Genomic DNA, 17,531 nt, shown 5'->3' on the forward strand with positions numbered 1-17,531 from the left:
GCAGACGCCAAACGTGGTGAAAACGATCTCGCCACCTTCTGTCATCGACCTAGTCGCACATCGGTTCCAGGTAGACGTTGAGCAGCCAGGTAGCTGACTAAAAATGAGCCACACCGGACACGAAGCGCCGCGGGGCAGGGGAGGGGAGTCGACGACAATTGACTAGGAAGTGACGACTGCTGCCACATGCAAATGATGCGCCCTAACTACATCGGAAGACACGCCGAGGACCAGGCTACCGTCCACGAGCGACTGCCATTCATTCGGCCATCTTGCCGAGTAGCGGAAACTCATTCAAGTGCTGAGGCTAGTACACCATAGACAAGCACCCAATGGGGAGAACCTGCGCTGCCATTAAGTCTTCTCAGCACCTCGATTCCGTGTTCGCGAGACATTGCCCGAATGCCTTCGGCTACAAGGACGTCATGCCGGCCAGCGTAGATCAGTAGCTGCGGTACGCCTTGATATCTTCCGCACCCATATGGAAGTCGCGAGTGACTTCTGTGTCGTCGTACGTTTGATTTCGATGGCCCAGATGTCGCCATCCGGCGGGCGAAGGACCAAATCAAGTTGGGCCCGGCAGAGGAGCGATAGAAGAATTGTTCTGGACCAGAAGGCACTGTGGCAAGATGAACTTCGATGCAGAAGCCTTACCTATTGCTGCCAACGACCGGGTGCCCAAGTACGCCCGCCGAAGTTCCAATATTCAATCGGGCGTGCACGATCCCGCTGTCCCGGACATAGACCTCTGGGAATTTGACAAGAAGCTTCCCGACATTTTCATGCCAAGGATTTAGTTGCCGCACTAGCATAAGGTCGACGAGCAGGCTTTGCGTCGAAATTCACCCCAACAACCCCAGCCTTTCCGCTCGTTCAAGCAACATTTTGACCGAGGATGGCTGCCAACTGGTTCGCCCACGAGGGGTGCGCTCGCGCATTGCCTCCAATCGGTCGCAGATCGCCTGCAACGTGATGTCTGGGTCCGCTCCTTTGATGCCGGCGACGATCGCGGGGAGGCGGTCGTCGGTTTCGCGGCGTCCTGCACGGCCCAGCACCTCAGCGGACAGAAAGCCGTCGCGGACGTAGGCCTTAACGGCGCGCAGCAAGCGGCTTTGGGTCCAATGGCGATCTGGGGGCAGGGGGCCATTGATAATCCGCAGGACGTCTTCCCAAGCCATATCGGGGCGCAAGCGGCGCACATGGGGCACCCAATCCTGCGCTGTCTCGTTCAGGCGCTCCATGTAGCCATCCTGTCGCGCCAGCCGCACTTTGCGCTGCGCGGCAGGATCCTTGGCGCGAAGCCCAGGATTGCCGCCCACTCGCCCTTTGGCGCGGGCCGAGGCCAGCCCGGCCTTGGTTCGCTCTCGGATCAGAGCACGTTCGAACTCGGCCGCAGCGCCCAGAACCTGCAACGTGAACTTGCCTTGCGGCGATGCCGTGTCGATCGGGTCCTGTAGGGACCGGAAGAATGCGCCCTTGGCTTCCAGCCGCTCGATCACCTCCAGCAAGTGCGACAGAGATCGCGCAAGCCTGTCGATCCGCACGACGACCAGCGTGTCGCCAGTCTGGACACGTTCGAGTACACGCGCAAGCACAGGACGCGCGCGGTTGCCGCCTGAGGCGTGCTCTTCAAAGATCTCGACGCATCCCGCTGTTTGCAGGGCCTCAGACTGGGGCAGGGGGGTCTGATCCTCCGTGGAAACTCGCGCGTAGCCTATCAAGGGCATGAAAACGGTCCGTTTGCAGTTTTAGGTGTCACTACTAAACGACCGTTTGTAAACGGATGCAAGGATGCTCTCTGTGGCCTGGTTCAGCGGAAAGCCCTTGGTTTCCATAGGCTGAGCGCGATGTGAGAGCCCTCGCCGACCATCGCCCGCGCGTACCATATAAAGAGCGTGGTCGCACTCTGACAAAACCCTTTAGTAAAGTGCAAAATTCTAGTATTTTGCACATATGAAGCCTCAAGCGCCTACATTACATGATGATTTTGATGCTCTCTTCCTCGACGCTGAAGAGGTGGGACAGTCGTCAGAGGAGGATCTTTGGTTCCTGCCCGGTCCGATGGAAGAAGAGCCGGATTATCTGCCACCCGGACCACGGACCGAACCGCGTGAAACCGAGGTCCTTGATGACTGGCGGAAAGCAGAGGCGGGCCTCGCCGCGCGTCTTGCCAGTGTAGCTGGTCGCGTCGGCGCGCTGCACGACCGCCTGAAGCGCGGCCCCGAAGGATGGCGACACAGGCTTGCACTGATCGAGGCAGCTGACCTCAGCTGGTTTGTGGGTGATCGTATCGGCCCGGATCGCCTTGCTCTTTGGATATCCATGCGCCTATCAGGCGTTCAGGAGGACACCGCAGCACTCGCGCGTGTCGGATGGGCAGTTCGCCGTTTGAGCGGCGGGCCGGGGCCCGAGGTGGACCTTTCCGCCTTTCTCGACCGCCGCGACCCCGAGAACCTTGGTGATGATGCCGAACCTTTCATGAATCGTGCGAGCGGGTGGCTGGATCTGATGGCGAGAGCTGTCGATCTGCATCCGATCAGCCGCGCCTGCATGGGCTTCCACCTCTGGAACCTCGCGGGTCTCGGACAGCACGGAGACGGGATGGAGGCGGCAGTCACAGCCGCAAGGATTGCGGCCGGTGCGGGAAGGGGGGCGGTCTTTGTACCTCTGGCCATGGGCGGATCAGGGGGGCTGCGCGCTGGCGGCCCACCCGCTGACCGTCTGTCGCGTTGGCTCGATGGGATGATGATAGCATCCCTGAGCGCGATGCGGCACCTAGACGACATAGAGGCATGGGCTATGCGCGCAGACACCGAAATGGCGCCGCTCTCGGGCAAGACGCCACCTGCTCTTCGCGCTGTACTGATCGAGTGGCCACTCGTCTCTGCACCGATGACCGAGATCTTGACTGGCGCCAGCCGCGCCGCTGTTCAACGTAACCTTAGCTGGTTGGAAGCGCGGGGTCTGATCCGTGAGGTGACCGGGCAGGGGCGCTATCGGATGTGGCGCGCAACGATATAGTAGAGAAGCCTTTTCAGATTTAGCCCTTTGCTGACCCAGTTGGCGCGTGAACGTCTAGCATTGAAATCGCTATTCTATTCTCTGCTTCTCGCGGTTAAGTGAAAATTTAACCCTTGAACCTCTAGTGGCTAGACGTTTTAGCATGAAAGAAATTGATCTGACAGATCCAGCACCAAATTAGAAACTGCGCGGAGCACGATACATGCTGACAAGACGACACTTCATCCAGACGACTGCCGCATTGTTCTCGGCGTCTATCTCGAGTCCGCTCCTCGCTGACACCTGGCCCACTGAAGCGGAAAAGGCGGCTTGGGATGCACAGATTACACCGCCGGGCTATAACCCAGCCACATCAAACCCGTGGGGCCTGCACCCGCGCTTTCTGCCGCAGCGGGTTATAACTAAAGATGGTCTTGTGGCCGGTGACATCCATGTCGATGCTGTCGCGCGCTATCTTTACCATATCGAGGAAGGCGGCACGGCGATGCGCTATGGCGTAGCGATTGCTCGTGGCAAACTTTATGAGCCAGGCGTCTACACGATCAAGCGCAAGGTCAGGTGGCCGCATTGGCAGCCAACACAGAACATGATTGACCGCGACCCGGAGCTCTACGCCGACATCGCTGACGGTATGGAACCCGGACCTGAGAACGCGCTCGGGTCACGGGCGCTTTATCTCTATGTCGGGGACCGAGACACCTATCTGCGCATCCACGGTACACCACAGCCGCGAAGCATCGGCGGCCGAGCCAGTTCCGGTTGCGTCCGGATGGTCATGGCGCACATAAACGATCTGTATCCGAATGTGGAGATTGGCTCGACGGCGTTCCTATATTCGGCCGAGGACAGCGTGACTCCGCAGAGTTGACCCAAGCCGCGCCGTCAATCCGACGCTTGGACGCGTCAATCAGGATTGGCGCGCGACGCAGATGGGATTGCCGCCTGCCGATCGCAACGGGACCAAGGTCGTTTCCACCGGCCCACTATGGGCATACCAATAGCAATTATCTTCGGGACGTAGCCGTGCCGTGATGAGATCCTGGTCGGGTGCAGCGAGGGCTGCGACAGATTCTGGAACATTTCCGATCCTGAATGGATCGTTGTCTTCCTTAGAAGGCACCGCGCAGCCAGCCAGGGCCAATGTTGCAACCATGATCACCGCATATTTTTGAAGCATATCTATCTCACTCTTTGGCAGGTCAGCCGCGTCCTCAGACTTAGCGGCGCGTTTCAAGGTTCCGCAGGTCTGTGTCCTTATTTGACCAAGTTTCTGTTTTTGCTCTTGAAGCTCTAGTTACTGTAGGGGCTATCTCAATGTGGAATGAACGAATCCCGAGGTCAATCCCATGTCTTCCAATGGCCACCGCCACGACCACAAGCACAGCTCTGACTGCAGTCACGATCATGGTGATGATCACAAACATGCGAGCGTAGTTCCCCACTCTCATGGAAAAGGTGCTGCGTGCTGCGGTGCTGGAGCCAACACGGGACCGGCACAATCCATCCCCTCGAATGGGCGAAGTTTTCAAGTTTCCGGTCTAGATTGTGCCGAAGAGGTGGCAATCCTGAATAGGGTGGTCGGTCCAAAAGTCGGCGGGACTGAGCATCTGGCGTTCGATGTCATCAATGGTCGGATGACGATTCTGGATACCGCAGTCGGAATTTCGGACAACGAGGTTTCGCAACTGGTCGCGAGTACCGGCATGAGCACAAAACCGTGGGACGCCGACAACGCAGCAGAGGATCAGGCCGCGCATCTGGCACGTCAGAAGCGCTTTACCTCGTTGAGCGGCGGCTTCTGGGCGGCGGGATTCCTTTTTCACATTGTCGAGACCGGCATGGGCGGCGCGCTCGGGCTCTTTGCGGGGCATGGCGAGGTGCCTATGCCTATGGCGGAAGCAGGGATCTTCGCCGTCGCGATCCTCTTTGGGGTCTGGCTGGTTGCGCCCAAGGCATGGTCTTCGGCGCGGCGACTTTCGCCAGACATGAACCTACTGATGGTGGTGGCCGTTGCAGGAGCCATCGGGCTCGGCGAATTCTTCGAGGCCGCGACGGTCGCGTTTTTCTTCTCTTTGTCGCTCTATCTTGAGAGCTGGAGTGTCGGTCGCGCACGCAACGCGGTTTCATCTCTCCTCGACCTCGCGCCGCCTACGGCTCGGGTTCTTTACGACGACGGATCGGAAGCCGACGTTCCGGCCGCTGCCGTGGCAGTCAATGCAAGGTTTATCGTGCGCGGCGGCGACCGGATCCCTCTCGACGGTGAAGTCGTGGACGGGGCAGGGGCCGTCGATCAGGCTCCTATTACCGGCGAAAGCGCACTGGTGCCCAAGGAGCCCGGCGACGAGGTCTATGCCGGCACTATCAACGGCGAGGGCACACTGACGGTGCGGGCGACCAAAGCCGCCTCGGACACGGTGCTGGCGAAAATCATTCGCATGGTGGGCGATGCCCATGCCCGCCGCGCGCCGGTCGAACAGTGGGTGGCCAAGTTCGCGCGCATCTACACACCCATCGTGATGGCTTTGGCGATCGCCATCGCGCTGGTGCCGCCACTGCTGCTCGGCGGCGCCTGGGACTACTGGTTCTACAATGCTCTGGTCCTTCTGGTCATCGCATGTCCTTGCGCGCTGGTCATTTCTACGCCGGTCTCCATCGTGGCAGCGCTGACCGCGTCGGCACGGGCGGGGGTGCTCATCAAGGGCGGCGCCTATGTCGAGGCGCCGGGGCGGACCACGGCACTGGCGATGGACAAGACCGGGACGATCACCATGGGCGAGCCTGAGGTGGCGGCGGTTCACCCACTGGTCGGCGTTTCCGCACGCGATCTCATGGCGCTGGCAGCAAGCCTGGAGGCGCGGTCTTCACACCCGCTGGCACGCGCCATCCTCTCGCGCGCCGAAGCCGATGGTGTTTCCGTGTCTGCCGCAGAGGACACCCGTACCGTGCCCGGGCGCGGTCTGGAAGGACGCGCCGACGGGCGCGCTATCTGGCTCGGCTCGGATCGCTTCGCCGAAGAGAAGGGGTTCGGCAATGCCATTCCGGCGGATCTGCGGGATCGGATCGAAGGGGCAGGGAGCACCCTCGTTGCCGTGGGTGACGAGACCGGCGTGACCGGCGTACTGGAGCTTCGCGACCGCATCCGCCCAGATGCAAAGGGGATCGTTGCGCGTCTGCATGCGCAGGGTGTGAAGACCATCGTGATGTTGACGGGCGACAACGAACGCACCGCGCGCGCGGTGGCAGCCGAAGTCGGCATCGACGAGGTGCGCGCCGAACTTTTGCCAGAAGACAAGGTGACGGCCATTGAGGAACTCGTCGAAAGCCACGACATGGTGGCGATGATCGGCGACGGTGTGAATGACGCACCGGCCATGGCGCGGGCGCATTATGCCATCGCCATGGGCGCTGTCGGATCGGATGCCGCGATCGAGACGGCCGACATCGCGCTGATGACCGACGACATCGGCAAGGTACCCTGGCTTATCGGCCATTCGCGCCGTGCCATGACGATCATCCACCAGAATATCGGCATATCGCTGGCGACCAAGGCGCTGTTCGTCGGGCTGACCGCGTTCGGTATGGCCTCAATGTGGGGCGCCATTGCTGCGGATGTAGGCGTGTCTCTGCTGGTGGTCGCCAACGCACTTCGGCTCCTGAACGGCCATCAGGTTGAGGCCGGGCCTTCAGGCGGAGAACCGGTGGGCGAGCAGATGGCGAAAGGAGCACTGGCGCACGGTCATTGATCCGGCGGTTTCGGTAGAGTAACGTCTGACATCAACCAGACCTCGCAAAAGGGGCGTCGAGCAGTGATGAATACCAGAATTCCACGGCGGGTCTTGCTGTTGGGCGGATTGGCCACCTTCCTGTCTGGCTGTGCCAGCAAGTTCCGGTCCTACAACGGACCCGAAGTGACCCGGCTGCGTATATACAAGGCGCAGCGGCTGCTGGTTCTTGACGGAACGGATGATGTCTTGCGGACCTATCCCATCGGATTGGGCTTCGCGCCCGAAGGCCACAAGCAGTTCGAAGGAGACGGCCGCACGCCGGAGGGCTCCTATCTGATTGACCGGCGCAACCCGGACAGCCTCTTCCACCTCTCCATCGGCATTTCATTCCCGAACGAGGCCGATATCGCGTTTGCGAAGGCGCAAGGAAAATCGCCGGGCGGCAGCATTTTCATCCACGGGGGGCCGCGCAAGGGGATCGACCCGATGAACAAGCGCGACTGGACCGCAGGCTGCATCTCCGTCACAGACCGGCAAATCGAGGATATCTACGCCATGGTCAGGGACGGAACCCCCATCGACATCTATGCCTGATCGTCAGGTGAAGCGACGGCGCAGCGCAACGTTGATGGCTTCGATAGCGATGACCATGACGACGACGGCAATCGTGACGCTGGCCGCCTTATCATACTGGAAAGAGCGCACGTAGGTCTGGATGTAAAAGCCGATCCCGCCCGCGCCGACAATGCCGAGGATCAGCGACTCGCGCAGGTTCAACTCGAACCGGAAAATCGTGTCGCGGGCGACGACCGGCGCCATCTGCGGCCAGATCGCGTATCTGAGCCGCACGAGCGGCCCGGCGCCCGCGCTTTCAAGTGCTGCGATCGGCGCGCGGGACACGCCGTCGATCGCCTCGGCATAGAACTTGGCGAGCATCCCCGTTGCATGAAAGGCGACCGCGATGATGCCGGGCAGCGGCCCGAGCCCGACAGCGCCCACCATGAGCATGGCCACGAGGATCAGCGGAATCGCCCGGATGAAGGCAAGCAGCGTTCGGATCGGCCGAAACACCGCAGGCGATACCATCGTCTCAGACGCGAGAATGCCGAGGGGAACGGACAGGATCACAGCACCGAGGGTGCCGAGGATCGCGATCCTCAGCGTTTCCGCGCTGCCCTTCTTGATCTCGGCCATCACCGTCGGGTCAGGCGGAAACATCCGGCCGAAGAAATCGGCGATCCGCGGGCCGGCCGACAGAAGTCGCGAGAACTCGACATCGGTCGTGGCGAAGGACCACAGGATCGCGGCTGCGATCAGACCGCTCGTCGCAATGCCGCCAAACCCGCGGAACGCCATCAGGACACCGCCCTGAGGCCGATACCGGGGATTGGCCCTACCTCCCGATAGAGCTCCGCCGTCGCATCATCGTTCAACTCGGAGGTCGGTACATCGAACACGATCCGCCCGTCCCGCATGCCGATGATGCGCTGCGCGAAACGCCGCGCCAGGTCGGGCTGGTGCGACGAAAACAGCGCCGTCGCGCCGCGCGTTCGCGCCGCCCCGGTCAGCAGCGCCAGGATCTCACATGCATGCGCGGGGTCGAGGTTGCTCACCGGTTCGTCGGCGAGGATTAGGCGCGGTTCCTGCGCCAGACACCGTGCGATGGCCACACGCTGCCGCTGCCCGCCGCTGAGGCTGTCGACCCTGCGTTCGGCAAGATCGGCAATTCCGCAATCGGCAAGTGCCGTGCGCGCAATCTCCAGATCATGTTTGGTCGGTGATCCCAACAGGGCCCGCAGCGGCGACATGCGCCCCAGGCGGCCATTCAGGACGTTGCGCAGAACCGAGGAACGCTCGACCAATGCAAACTCCTGAAACACGAAACCGGTATCCGGACGGCGCGCGCTCGGCGGCGGACGGTCGGGATCGAGCGGCGCACCCAGAACCGATACCCGCCCGCTCCAGCCTTGGAGCCTGCCGTCGAGCAGTGCCAGCAGGGTCGTCTTGCCCGCCCCGGACGGGCCGAGCAAAGCGACGCTCTCGCCCGCCGAAACCCGAAACGAGACCCGCTCCAGCGCCGGGAGGTCCGCGCCCGTATGGGCAAACCTCAGGTCGTCTACTTCGACAGCTGTGCTCATCGCAACAGCCCGTATTGCCGTGCCATATCGCGTACGCCGTCATAGGCGGCGCCGTCGGCCCTGACGTACCCATCCGGTCCATAAAAATAGCGCAGCTTGTTGCGGTGCTCCGGCTCGTTGAGCCGCAGCATTGCGTCGACAAAACGGTCCCGCAGAGCGGCATCGAGCCCCGGGCGAGCGATCACCAAATGGCTCGGGATCGGCGCGCTTTCCGCGATCCAGGTTACCTCTGCCTGTTGCTGCGGCGTCAGAAGCAGGTCGGCATACTGGCTGACGCCTGCGGCATCGACCAGGCCTTCGGCCATCGCCTGCATCGCCTGCTGGTAGCCGCCCGCGAAGAAGACGCGGCCGAAGAATGCTTCCGCCTGTCCGGGGTCTTCGATCAGCCCGGCTTCTACGAATTCGGCGAGCGGGTAGAGATAGCCCGATTCCGAAATCGGATCGGCAAAAGCGATGTCGCGCCCGCGCAGGTCTGCGAGCGCGCCGATGCCGCTGTCGCGCCGCACGAAGATGCGGCCCGTATAACTCGGCGCGTCGCGGTAGACCTCGGACAGGAGCGGCACGGCACCGATCTCGGCCTCGGCCAGAACGAAGGGCAGGGCGCCCATGAAGGAGATATCCGCGTCGCCGTTGCGCAGCGCCTCGACCGCCGCTGCATGGTCGATGGTGACGAACCCCTCGACGGGGACGCCGATCTCCTCTGCCAGCCATCCGGTGATGGCCTCGATGTCCCCCAGAAGCTTGTCGGGGTTCTCTTGCGGGATGAAGGCAAGCCGCAGGGTTACGTCTTGCGCGGCGAGAGGTGTCGCCAGCGACACCGCGCCCGCGCCGACCAAGGTCAGTATCGTTCTACGGGTCAGATGGACCGGCATCAGAATGCCCTCTCTTCGATTGCGTCGGCTTCGGACTTGAACGCGGTCCAGCTTGCTTCAGCGGCCTCCCAGTCTTCCACGCGGACGGCGGCGCCGACCGCGGCCAGCCGCTCGGCCAGCGCATAGACCTCGGGCCGGGCGGGGAGGTTCGACATGGTGCTGGCGTCGGCCGAAAGGTCCGCAGCCACGGTGTCGGTCAGCAGCAGGATATGCTCTGCGTCCCGCCGCGGCAGTAGCGTATCGATTGTCGAGGCGAAGGTCGTCAGTTCGGCGAATGCCAGCCGGAAAGCGGTGTTCTCGGTGTCGAAGGCTTCATAGGGCTCGTCTGCCGCGCCAACGGTCTCGAGATAGGCGGTTAGGTCGGCGCGGTCTTCCTCGGTAAGCCCAAGCGATTTCGTCTCGTCGAACCAGTCCACGACGGCGGCCAACGTCGGCAATGACCCGTCGTGGAAATAGGGGGCGGTATAGGCCGTGCCGAGCAGCGTGGGCGTGTCCAGCGCACCGGCGCGGGCCCCCTCGTAGCCCGGCGCGACTGAGCCGATGTCGTGGGCCTGCCGGTCGAGGAAGTTCGCGTCTGGCACGTGGCAACTGGCGCAGGACCGATCGCCGAGCCGGGCGAAGGGCGTATTGAAGATCTCCTCGCCGCGCCGGGCGGCCTCTTGGGTCGTATCGGTCAGACGGCCATCAGTCGTCAGCATGGAATTCGGCAGGAAGTCGAATTCGAGCATGTAGGCGACGAGAGCGTCCAGCATGAAGGGCGTCGGTTCCTTCCCGCCGAACTCGTTGACGACCACGTTGCGGGTAAAATCGCGCAAGGAGGCGAAGCGGCCATCGCGGCCGTAGGGACCGGTAAAACGCAAGCCGCGCAGGCTGGGAATGTCGAGCGGGTCGTCGCGCCTGTCATTGAAGATCGGGTTGAAAAAGGCGCCGTCCACGTCGATCGCGCCCGGTTGGTGGCTGGCGCCGGGGATGAAGAGCCGCTGGTTGACGTCCGAGCGGTTGTGACAGGTCGAGCAGGCGATCCCGAGATCCTGCGCCGGGCTTCCAAAGAGTTGCGCGCTGTCGAACAGCATGTCGCCGTAGGCAACAAGCGGCAGATCGGTCTCGTCGATGCCCTGTTCCTCGAAGTTGAGCACGAGCAGCGGCAGCGGGTCCTGATCGAAGATGTCGGACCCAGGCGGCAGGCTTGGCGGTACCTCGATGGCCTTTCCGCTGAGCACAGCTGTTTCCGGCAGGGCGCTCAGCGTCCGGCGCGGAGCGAAACTGTCCAGGAGGTAGTTCTCCGCAAGATAGCCGGAGATGACTGCACGGGCGGCTTCCATCGTGTCGCGATCCGCAGATGTGGCGCCAGCGCCGAGAACACCAGCGGAACCTGTGCTGCTGTTGAGTTCCAGCCAGGCGAGGCCGATGCGTCTTGCAGCTTCGGGATCGGCCGCCGCGATACCATCCTCAAACGCACGGTAGAGTTCGCGTGCCGTCTGCACCGCCAGCTGTGCTGTCGCCGATTCTTCGGCCGCGAGAGCACGGTCCAAATTCTCCTCAATCCTGAGCGCTACAAGCCGCGTCGCCTCGGCGAAGACCGCCTGCAGGTCTTCGCGCATTATAGCGTCCAGGAGACCGTCGGGCTCGATATCGCTTTTGCGGTCCAGCCACGCCAGCGCCCCGACAGAGAATTCCGAACCCCGGTAGGGTTCCGTCCAGGCGGTCTCGATGTCGTCCCAGGGCAGAGGCTCGAGATTTCCAAGAAAGAGCGTCAGACGGTAGGCCGCTGCCTCGGGAAGCCAAGGCGCCTCCTTGGCCGGCGTCGCGGCGACAGGTCCGGACAGGAGGAGCGCACTTGCGAGTGTGGCGAGCAGCACTCTCATAATATTTCGCATCACCACGGCCTCCAAAGTACAAAGTTAGACACGGCTAACTTATCTAGCCGAAGCAAACAAGTTGTCAATCCCGCTGTTTCGCTGCAAAGTCCCGAGTATGACAAAGCTACAATCACAAGGGCGTGAGCCATTCGAAGCGGTCGACCGGGCTCCCGAGGCGCAGGCCGATGGCTTTGCGACCGTGCGTCAGGCACATGAAAGCGAGATGGCGGAGGATTACGTCGAACTGATCGCGGAACTGATCGAGACGCGCGGGGAGGCCAGACCGGTCGAGATCGCCGAGCGGCTTGGCGTGAAGCCGCCGACCGTGACCAAGAACATCTCGCGGCTCAAGGCTGCTGGTCTGGTCCGGCGGGAGCCATACCGCGCGATATTCCTCACCGATGCCGGGCAGGACCTCGCGGAGATCTGTCGACGCCGCCACAGGGTCGTCGTCGCCTTTCTTCTGAGCCTGGGAATCGACAAAGAGACCGCGGAACGCGATGCGGAAGGGATCGAGCATCACGTCAGCGGGACGACATTGGAGGCGTTCGAGCGACGGCTCAATCAGAAATGAGCTCGCCTAGATGCACATTCGCGCGATTCTCTATCGGGACCTCGAGCTATCGGGTCTTCAAGCCGCTGACACGTTTGCGCAATTTCGAAGCTCGCTAGCCGAGAACCCGCGACAGCACGATGGTTGCAAACAGGGCGACAAGTCCGAAGGCGATCGCAGACGCTACCGCATATTGGAGGATATCCAGGTGATTCCCCCTCCTCCGTCGTGCCAGATAGCCACCCCAGATCGCGCCTCCGATAGCGCTCACGATCACAAGCATCAGGATACCTCCGTTCCAAAATGCCGCGCATCGGGATCTCGTCCGAGCAAACTGGCCAGCCAGCCGAAGACCCAGCACCCAAAAACAAGAACCAACAAGGTCCAGTCGCCGAACCGCGCATAGGGCGTTGGAGTACGCGCGCCCGGCAGGCCGGCATCAATGGTGCCTGTTTCCCCGGTATCAAGACGCGCGACGACATTTCCATTGGCGTCGATGATCGCGGATATCCCAGTGTTGGCCGCCCGGACCACGGGAAGCCCCTCCTCGACCGCGCGCATCCGCGCGGAGGCGAGGTGCTGCTCGGGTCCGATGCTGGTTCCGAACCAGGCATCATTTGTGGCGTTGAATATCCAGTCGGGACGGAAAAGGTCATCGACCACGTGGCCCGGAAAGATGATCTCGTAACAGATCGCCACCGCGACCAGAGGCGCGCCAGGGATCGCCAGCGTGCGCGGCCCTGGTCCCGGCGTGAAATCGCCCAACCCTTCCGTCAGTCGTTCGATGGGCAGCCAGCCTCTCAGCGGCACATATTCGCCAAACGGAACGAGATGATGTTTTGCATATCCCGTCAGAATCTCACTGGTGCCATCGTATGCCTGAACCGTGTTGAAATATCTGGTTCCCCCATCGCCCTCCACTCGGTCAGGCGCACCTGTCAGTAGGATCCTGCCGTCTGGCAAAGCTGCAGATATCCGCGCGCGTGCCGCAGCATCTTCATCCAGAAAGCCGGGGAAGGCCGTTTCCGGCCAAAGCAGCACATCGAAACGTCCGGGTTGCGCGGACAAGCCCAGGTATTTTTCTAAGGCTCGCTGGCGGCTGCCCGGTTCCCACTTCTCGACTTGTGGCACATTGCCTTGGACGATGCGCAAAGCAACGTCTGTCGGCGGCACGTCCTGCCCTGACCGAAGCGCACCGCCAACCCAGAGACCCGTCACAGCAACGGCGAAGAGCACGTGAACAGGCGCGCGTCTCTTTGGCGCCGCCACAGTCAACACACCTGGTGTCGCGTAGCCCTTAATTGTGAGATGAGAAATCCAACGAAATCAACGGCCTTGCTTTGCCCTTAAATATGATATTTTGCCTTTAAATCCGATATTTTTGCCCTTAAACCTGAGACAGGGTTCGCAGCTTCGTGTGGCAAATATTGATGGATGATGATCGCGAAGACTTCGTTGCCGCTGGTGCTGAGGAGGCGCGCAGGGCGGCCGTTCTGCGTCCGCTTGTTCAGGCATATCTCAAAGGAACTGGCAGTCTGGAAAGTGGCATCAATGACGCCGTTTGGGAGCTTGGTGTCAGCAGGGCGACTGTCTGGCGCTGGATAAAGCGTCTGGCCGAAGAGGGTGGGCGCACCAGCGCGCTGGCTTCTCGGAAACGGGGCCGCCCGACTGGTACAACCTTGATATCCGGCAAGGTGGAAGCGGTGATCGAAGAACATCTTCGCCGTTATTTCTTACGGCGGGAACGCCCAAGCCTGTCGCGCATCGTGACAGAAATCCGAAGCGCGTGCTGGCAGCAGGGCTTGCAACCGCCGACACGTCGGACGGTTCAGCGCAGGCTGGATGCAATGGATGCCCGTGAAATTGCCAAGGCACGCGAAGGCGCAAAGGCGGCCCGCCAGAAATTTGCGCCGGTCGTAGGCGACAACAAGGCAAACCGGCCACTGGAGGTCGTGCAAATCGACCATACGCCTGCGGACATCATTCTCGTCGACAGTTTTGAACGCAAACCAATTGGGCGGCCTTGGGTCACGCTGGCGATCGACGTCGCAACGCGGATGGTGACCGGATATTACACCTCTCTCGAGGCACCTTCGCGTCTGTCGGTGGCGCTTTGCCTGACACAGGCTGTGGCCCCCAAGGCGGAACTTCTGGCGGAATTGGTGCGCAATGTTCCTTGGCCCGCGCAGGGTAAACCGCATAGCATCCACGTCGATAACGGGCGCGATTTCCGGTCGCATGCCTTTCGGTCGGCATGTGCAGAATGGGGGATCGATCTGGTCTATCGGCCGCCAGGCAGTCCTCATTTCGGAGGGCACATCGAACGATTGATCGGCACGATGATGGGGGCCGTGCACCTGTTGCCTGGAACAACGCAATCCTCGGTCGTGGCCAAGGGCGACTATGACGCCGAGGGCATGGCCACGATGACCTTAAGCGACTTCGATCGCTGGTTTGCTCTGGAAATCTGCCGCTACAACAACAGCATTCATTCAAGTCTTGGCTGCACGCCCGTTGCCAAATGGGAGGCGCTCTCAGAGCAAATGATGGGCGATATCCCCTTCGAGATTGAAGCCTTTCGGGTGAGCTTTCTGCCAAGTGAACTGCGCAAGGTCAGGCGTGACGGCATCCATCTGTTCCAGATACGGTACTGGTCCGATGCGCTTGCAGGCCACATCGGGCGCGGGGATGGAAAGGTGGTCGTCCGCTACGACCCTCGCGACCTCTCGGTGATCTGGGTCGAACTGGATAATGACCGATACGTCGAAGCTCGGTACCGAAACCTGGAAATTCCGCCTGTGTCGCTCTGGGAATATCGCGAAGCCATGAGGAATGCCCGTGCCCTTGGCAAGTCCGGGTCCAATGAGCTGGTCCTGGCTGAGCTGATCCGACAGCAACGCCAAATCGAGTCTGAAAGCCGGAGCCTGACGAGGGCCGAACGCCGATCCCGTGAAAGAAAAGGGACATTGGAGGGCGCCAACTCGGCCGTCTCAACAACCGAAGGGCTGCGCGCGATCGATACGGGTGATACATCGCGCCCATTGTTCAAGGTGGAGAGATGGTGAATTGAGGGCAGGAAAAACAGAGGAAGACGGTCGGATCACCCTCATTCAATCGGATATCTGGATTGGCTTTCCGCGGGCCGAACAAGTTCTGGACCGTTTGCAGTGTATGATCGAAGCGCCAAGGCAAACCCGTATGCCTGGCCTTCTTGTGCATGGCGCGTCCGGGATCGGAAAGACGATGATCGCCCGCAATCTTTCGCGCAGATATGCACCGGAATATGACCCAGCATCGGGAATTACGCGAACGCCGCTGTTACTGTTACAAGCACCACCAGCTCCCGACGAACGACGGTTCTATCTGCACATCCTGGCGACCGTCGGGGCACCGGCCACGGCACTGAGCGCGCGCGCTCAAAATGTGGCCTCCCTCGAAGTCCGTGTCGTCGCGCTCTTGCGCGACCTTGGCCTGCGGATGATCATGATCGACGAAGTCCACAACCTCTTGGCCGGGACCCACCGCGAACAGCGCCGCTTTCTCAATGTTCTGCGGTATCTCAGCAATGAACTCGAAGTGTCGCTGGTCTGCCTGGGGGTCAGCGAGGCCGTCGATGCCATCCGTGGTGATATCCAGCTTGCCAGGCGGCTGGACGAACATCACCTTCCAAACTGGCGCGACGACGCCGAGTTCTCGGACATGATCCAGACACTCATCGCGGCAATGCCCCTCGAGAAGAAATCCAATCTGAAGGTCAAGTCACTAAAGCAGATACTTGCGCTGACCGGCGGGGTGACCTCGCGCATCTTCGCCCTGATCAAGGATCTTTCCATCGACGCCATTGTCACAGGTGATGAATGCATCACCGATGACGCAATCGCAAAATGGACGCCGGTTTGGTCGCGCCATGCGAACCCCCATCGGCGGCTCGAGAAGTCCGGGGTGTGAAGCCGCACCCGCTGCCCAAGACTGTCGCGCCGCTGCCCGACGAGTTGTTGTCAGGTTGGTTGTCTAGGCTGGCGGCGGCCAACTACTGTGATGATGCGGAACTACTGGCTCATCTCAGAATCGATACCGCGCATGGCACCGCCTTGAACTTCAACGTCGACGCGGCTGCGGCGGCGAAGATTGCCAACGCCGCACGGATTGACCCAGATGTTGTGCGATCTTTGACCTTCCCAGCAATGACGACACGAGAAGCCTCGCTGACGGCCCAGATACCATTCCAGCATTGCCTGCAATGTTCCAGAGAGGGCCTTTCGCTCAAGCATTGGAGGCGAGCCTGGGCATTCGACTGCCAGGTTTGTGGGACGAGACTTGTGCCGACGCTCGGCAAGGCCAGTGGCGAACAGATGCCCGAAAAGCTGATAAATCGTGCGCGCAACGGCGCCGCGCGGCTTGAATACGCCGCGCGATTACGCAGCTCCAAGCAATTTCGGCGCGCAATGCGCGCGGTCACCTTTGCCATATCATTAAAGGCCTTCCGCGGAGATCCGTTATACGCTCTTCAGGGCCACAGGCTGGAAGTAAGGCTGTTTGGCCTTGCTGCAATTGATGCAGCCCAATCCCGTCCACTGGTCAAAGCGGCCATCTCAAGCTCCGGCATCGACGACTATGCAAGGGTTGCTCTATTGCGCGCCTTCGATAAGGAGCCACGTCTGCTTGCCGCGGTTGTTTACATCGCCCGGCAGCGCGCGAAAAGCATAGGCGCGATGGCAGTGGAATCTCATAATTAAGGGCAAAAAATATCCCCGAACGCGTCGTGTCTCAGATTTAAGGGCAACGCGACACCTGGCGACCGTCGGGGCACCGGCCACGGCACTGAGCGCGCGCGCTCAAAATGTGGCCTCCCTCGAAGTCCGTGTCGTCGCGCTCTTGCGCGACCTTGGCCTGCGGATGATCATGATCGACGAAGTCCACAACCTCTTGGCCGGGACCCACCGCGAACAGCGCCGCTTTCTCAATGTTCTGCGGTATCTCAGCAATGAACTCGAAGTGTCGCTGGTCTGCCTGGGGGTCAGCGAGGCCGTCGATGCCATCCGTGGTGATATCCAGCTTGCCAGGCGGCTGGACGAACATCACCTTCCAAACTGGCGCGACGACGCCGAGTTCTCGGACATGATCCAGACACTCATCGCGGCAATGCCCCTCGAGAAGAAATCCAATCTGAAGGTCAAGTCACTAAAGCAGATACTTGCGCTGACCGGCGGGGTGACCTCGCGCATCTTCGCCCTGATCAAGGATCTTTCCATCGACGCCATTGTCACAGGTGATGAATGCATCACCGATGACGCAATCGCAAAATGGACGCCGGTTTGGTCGCGCCATGCGAACCCCCATCGGCGGCTCGAGAAGTCCGGGGT

General features: G+C 61.3%; 16 protein-coding genes and 1 pseudogene. 9 read left to right on the plus strand and 8 right to left on the minus strand.

From position 1 onward, the window contains the following. Positions 1–650: 650 nt before the first annotated feature. Positions 651–842 carry a DUF4143 domain-containing protein gene (locus AC0J5K_RS21350; protein WP_423135767.1) on the minus strand — a complete coding sequence of 64 codons (192 nt, stop codon included), beginning with the start codon at positions 840–842 and terminating at the stop codon, positions 651–653. Further along, entirely contained in the window at positions 843–1,727 is an 885-nt protein-coding gene (locus AC0J5K_RS21355; RefSeq protein ID WP_274563336.1) for a recombinase family protein, read from the minus strand. A gap of 226 nt (positions 1,728–1,953) precedes the next feature. On the opposite strand from AC0J5K_RS21355, the gene AC0J5K_RS21360 reads away from it, so the two are divergent. Together AC0J5K_RS21360 and AC0J5K_RS21365 are read left to right on the plus strand one after the other, a co-directional pair. Beyond that, positions 1,954–3,021: a hypothetical protein gene (locus AC0J5K_RS21360; RefSeq protein WP_050532597.1), complete on the plus strand. Its 1,068-nt coding sequence runs from the start codon at positions 1,954–1,956 to the stop codon at positions 3,019–3,021. A gap of 202 nt (positions 3,022–3,223) precedes the next feature. Further along, entirely contained in the window at positions 3,224–3,889 is a 666-nt protein-coding gene (locus AC0J5K_RS21365; RefSeq protein WP_005613343.1) for a L,D-transpeptidase, read from the plus strand. 39 nt (positions 3,890–3,928) lie between these two features. On the opposite strand, the gene AC0J5K_RS21370 is transcribed toward AC0J5K_RS21365, so the two are convergent. Further along, positions 3,929–4,198, minus strand: coding sequence for a hypothetical protein (locus AC0J5K_RS21370; RefSeq protein ID WP_005613342.1), 270 nt, complete (start codon positions 4,196–4,198; stop codon positions 3,929–3,931). 169 nt (positions 4,199–4,367) lie between these two features. On the opposite strand from AC0J5K_RS21370, the gene AC0J5K_RS21375 reads away from it, so the two are divergent. Next, positions 4,368–6,764, plus strand: coding sequence for a heavy metal translocating P-type ATPase (locus AC0J5K_RS21375; RefSeq protein WP_432760099.1), 2,397 nt, complete (start codon positions 4,368–4,370; stop codon positions 6,762–6,764). 66 nt (positions 6,765–6,830) lie between these two features. Next, on the plus strand, positions 6,831–7,340 hold the full coding sequence (locus AC0J5K_RS21380) for a L,D-transpeptidase family protein (protein WP_420398424.1): 510 nt from the start codon (positions 6,831–6,833) through the stop codon (positions 7,338–7,340). Positions 7,341–7,343: 3 nt separating this feature from the next. Here AC0J5K_RS21380 and phnE read toward each other — a convergent pair whose 3' ends face one another. From phnE to AC0J5K_RS21400, 4 genes are read right to left on the minus strand one after another with little or no spacing between them, the layout of a single operon-like run. Beyond that, complete coding sequence (gene phnE / locus AC0J5K_RS21385) at positions 7,344–8,102, minus strand: phosphonate ABC transporter, permease protein PhnE (RefSeq protein ID WP_048535504.1); 759 nt, start codon at positions 8,100–8,102, stop codon at positions 7,344–7,346. Next, complete coding sequence (locus AC0J5K_RS21390) at positions 8,102–8,884, minus strand: phosphonate ABC transporter ATP-binding protein (RefSeq protein ID WP_159965608.1); 783 nt, start codon at positions 8,882–8,884, stop codon at positions 8,102–8,104. Before AC0J5K_RS21390 ends, phnE begins: the two co-directional genes overlap by 1 nt. Further along, positions 8,881–9,756 (minus strand): phosphate/phosphite/phosphonate ABC transporter substrate-binding protein, encoded by an 876-nt coding sequence (locus tag AC0J5K_RS21395; protein ID WP_274563377.1) that lies wholly within the window; start codon positions 9,754–9,756, stop codon positions 8,881–8,883. Before AC0J5K_RS21395 ends, AC0J5K_RS21390 begins: the two co-directional genes overlap by 4 nt. After that, entirely contained in the window at positions 9,756–11,621 is a 1,866-nt protein-coding gene (locus AC0J5K_RS21400; protein WP_050532593.1) for a cytochrome c peroxidase, read from the minus strand. The genes AC0J5K_RS21395 and AC0J5K_RS21400 overlap by 1 nt, the downstream gene beginning before the upstream one ends. Before the next feature lie 109 nt (positions 11,622–11,730). Here AC0J5K_RS21400 and mntR point away from each other — a divergent pair, with 109 nt between their 5' ends. Further along, positions 11,731–12,189, plus strand: a complete 459-nt coding sequence (gene mntR, locus AC0J5K_RS21405; protein ID WP_050532592.1) for a manganese-binding transcriptional regulator MntR — start codon at positions 11,731–11,733, stop codon at positions 12,187–12,189. A 261-nt stretch (positions 12,190–12,450) separates the two neighbouring features. Here the strand turns inward: mntR and lnt are convergent. Continuing rightward, a pseudogene (gene lnt, locus AC0J5K_RS21410) lies at positions 12,451–13,455 on the minus strand (apolipoprotein N-acyltransferase); the annotation flags it as partial. 143 nt (positions 13,456–13,598) lie between these two features. On the opposite strand from lnt, the gene AC0J5K_RS21415 reads away from it, so the two are divergent. The 4 genes from AC0J5K_RS21415 to AC0J5K_RS21430 all read left to right on the plus strand — a co-directional run. Continuing rightward, positions 13,599–15,233: a Mu transposase C-terminal domain-containing protein gene (locus AC0J5K_RS21415; protein WP_024099411.1), complete on the plus strand. Its 1,635-nt coding sequence runs from the start codon at positions 13,599–13,601 to the stop codon at positions 15,231–15,233. A 1-nt stretch (position 15,234) separates the two neighbouring features. Then, positions 15,235–16,116, plus strand: a complete 882-nt coding sequence (locus AC0J5K_RS21420) for a TniB family NTP-binding protein (RefSeq protein ID WP_024099410.1) — start codon at positions 15,235–15,237, stop codon at positions 16,114–16,116. Next, positions 16,113–16,904, plus strand: coding sequence for a TniQ family protein (locus AC0J5K_RS21425; RefSeq protein WP_008335465.1), 792 nt, complete (start codon positions 16,113–16,115; stop codon positions 16,902–16,904). The genes AC0J5K_RS21420 and AC0J5K_RS21425 overlap by 4 nt, the downstream gene beginning before the upstream one ends. 106 nt (positions 16,905–17,010) lie before the next feature. Further along, on the plus strand, positions 17,011–17,531 hold a 521-nt coding region (locus tag AC0J5K_RS21430), incomplete at its 3' end, for a TniB family NTP-binding protein (RefSeq protein ID WP_007803198.1).

It is taken from the genome of Marinovum sp. E3 (assembly GCF_055755275.1).

Excerpts from the sequence above, each read along its gene's own strand:
- AC0J5K_RS21415 (WP_024099411.1), top strand. The coding sequence starts at position 13,599 with ATGGATGATGATCGCGAAGACTTCGTTGCCGCTGGTGCTGAGGAGGCG.
- phnE (WP_048535504.1), bottom strand. The coding sequence starts at position 8,102 with ATGGCGTTCCGCGGGTTTGGCGGCATTGCGACGAGCGGTCTGATCGCA.
- AC0J5K_RS21375 (WP_432760099.1), top strand. The coding sequence starts at position 4,368 with ATGTCTTCCAATGGCCACCGCCACGACCACAAGCACAGCTCTGACTGC.
- AC0J5K_RS21400 (WP_050532593.1), bottom strand. The coding sequence starts at position 11,621 with ATGAGAGTGCTGCTCGCCACACTCGCAAGTGCGCTCCTCCTGTCCGGA.
- mntR (WP_050532592.1), top strand. The coding sequence starts at position 11,731 with ATGACAAAGCTACAATCACAAGGGCGTGAGCCATTCGAAGCGGTCGAC.
- AC0J5K_RS21360 (WP_050532597.1), top strand. The coding sequence starts at position 1,954 with ATGAAGCCTCAAGCGCCTACATTACATGATGATTTTGATGCTCTCTTC.
- AC0J5K_RS21355 (WP_274563336.1), bottom strand. The coding sequence starts at position 1,727 with ATGCCCTTGATAGGCTACGCGCGAGTTTCCACGGAGGATCAGACCCCC.
- AC0J5K_RS21395 (WP_274563377.1), bottom strand. The coding sequence starts at position 9,756 with ATGCCGGTCCATCTGACCCGTAGAACGATACTGACCTTGGTCGGCGCG.
- AC0J5K_RS21370 (WP_005613342.1), bottom strand. The coding sequence starts at position 4,198 with ATGCTTCAAAAATATGCGGTGATCATGGTTGCAACATTGGCCCTGGCT.
- AC0J5K_RS21380 (WP_420398424.1), top strand. The coding sequence starts at position 6,831 with ATGAATACCAGAATTCCACGGCGGGTCTTGCTGTTGGGCGGATTGGCC.
- AC0J5K_RS21390 (WP_159965608.1), bottom strand. The coding sequence starts at position 8,884 with ATGAGCACAGCTGTCGAAGTAGACGACCTGAGGTTTGCCCATACGGGC.
- AC0J5K_RS21365 (WP_005613343.1), top strand. The coding sequence starts at position 3,224 with ATGCTGACAAGACGACACTTCATCCAGACGACTGCCGCATTGTTCTCG.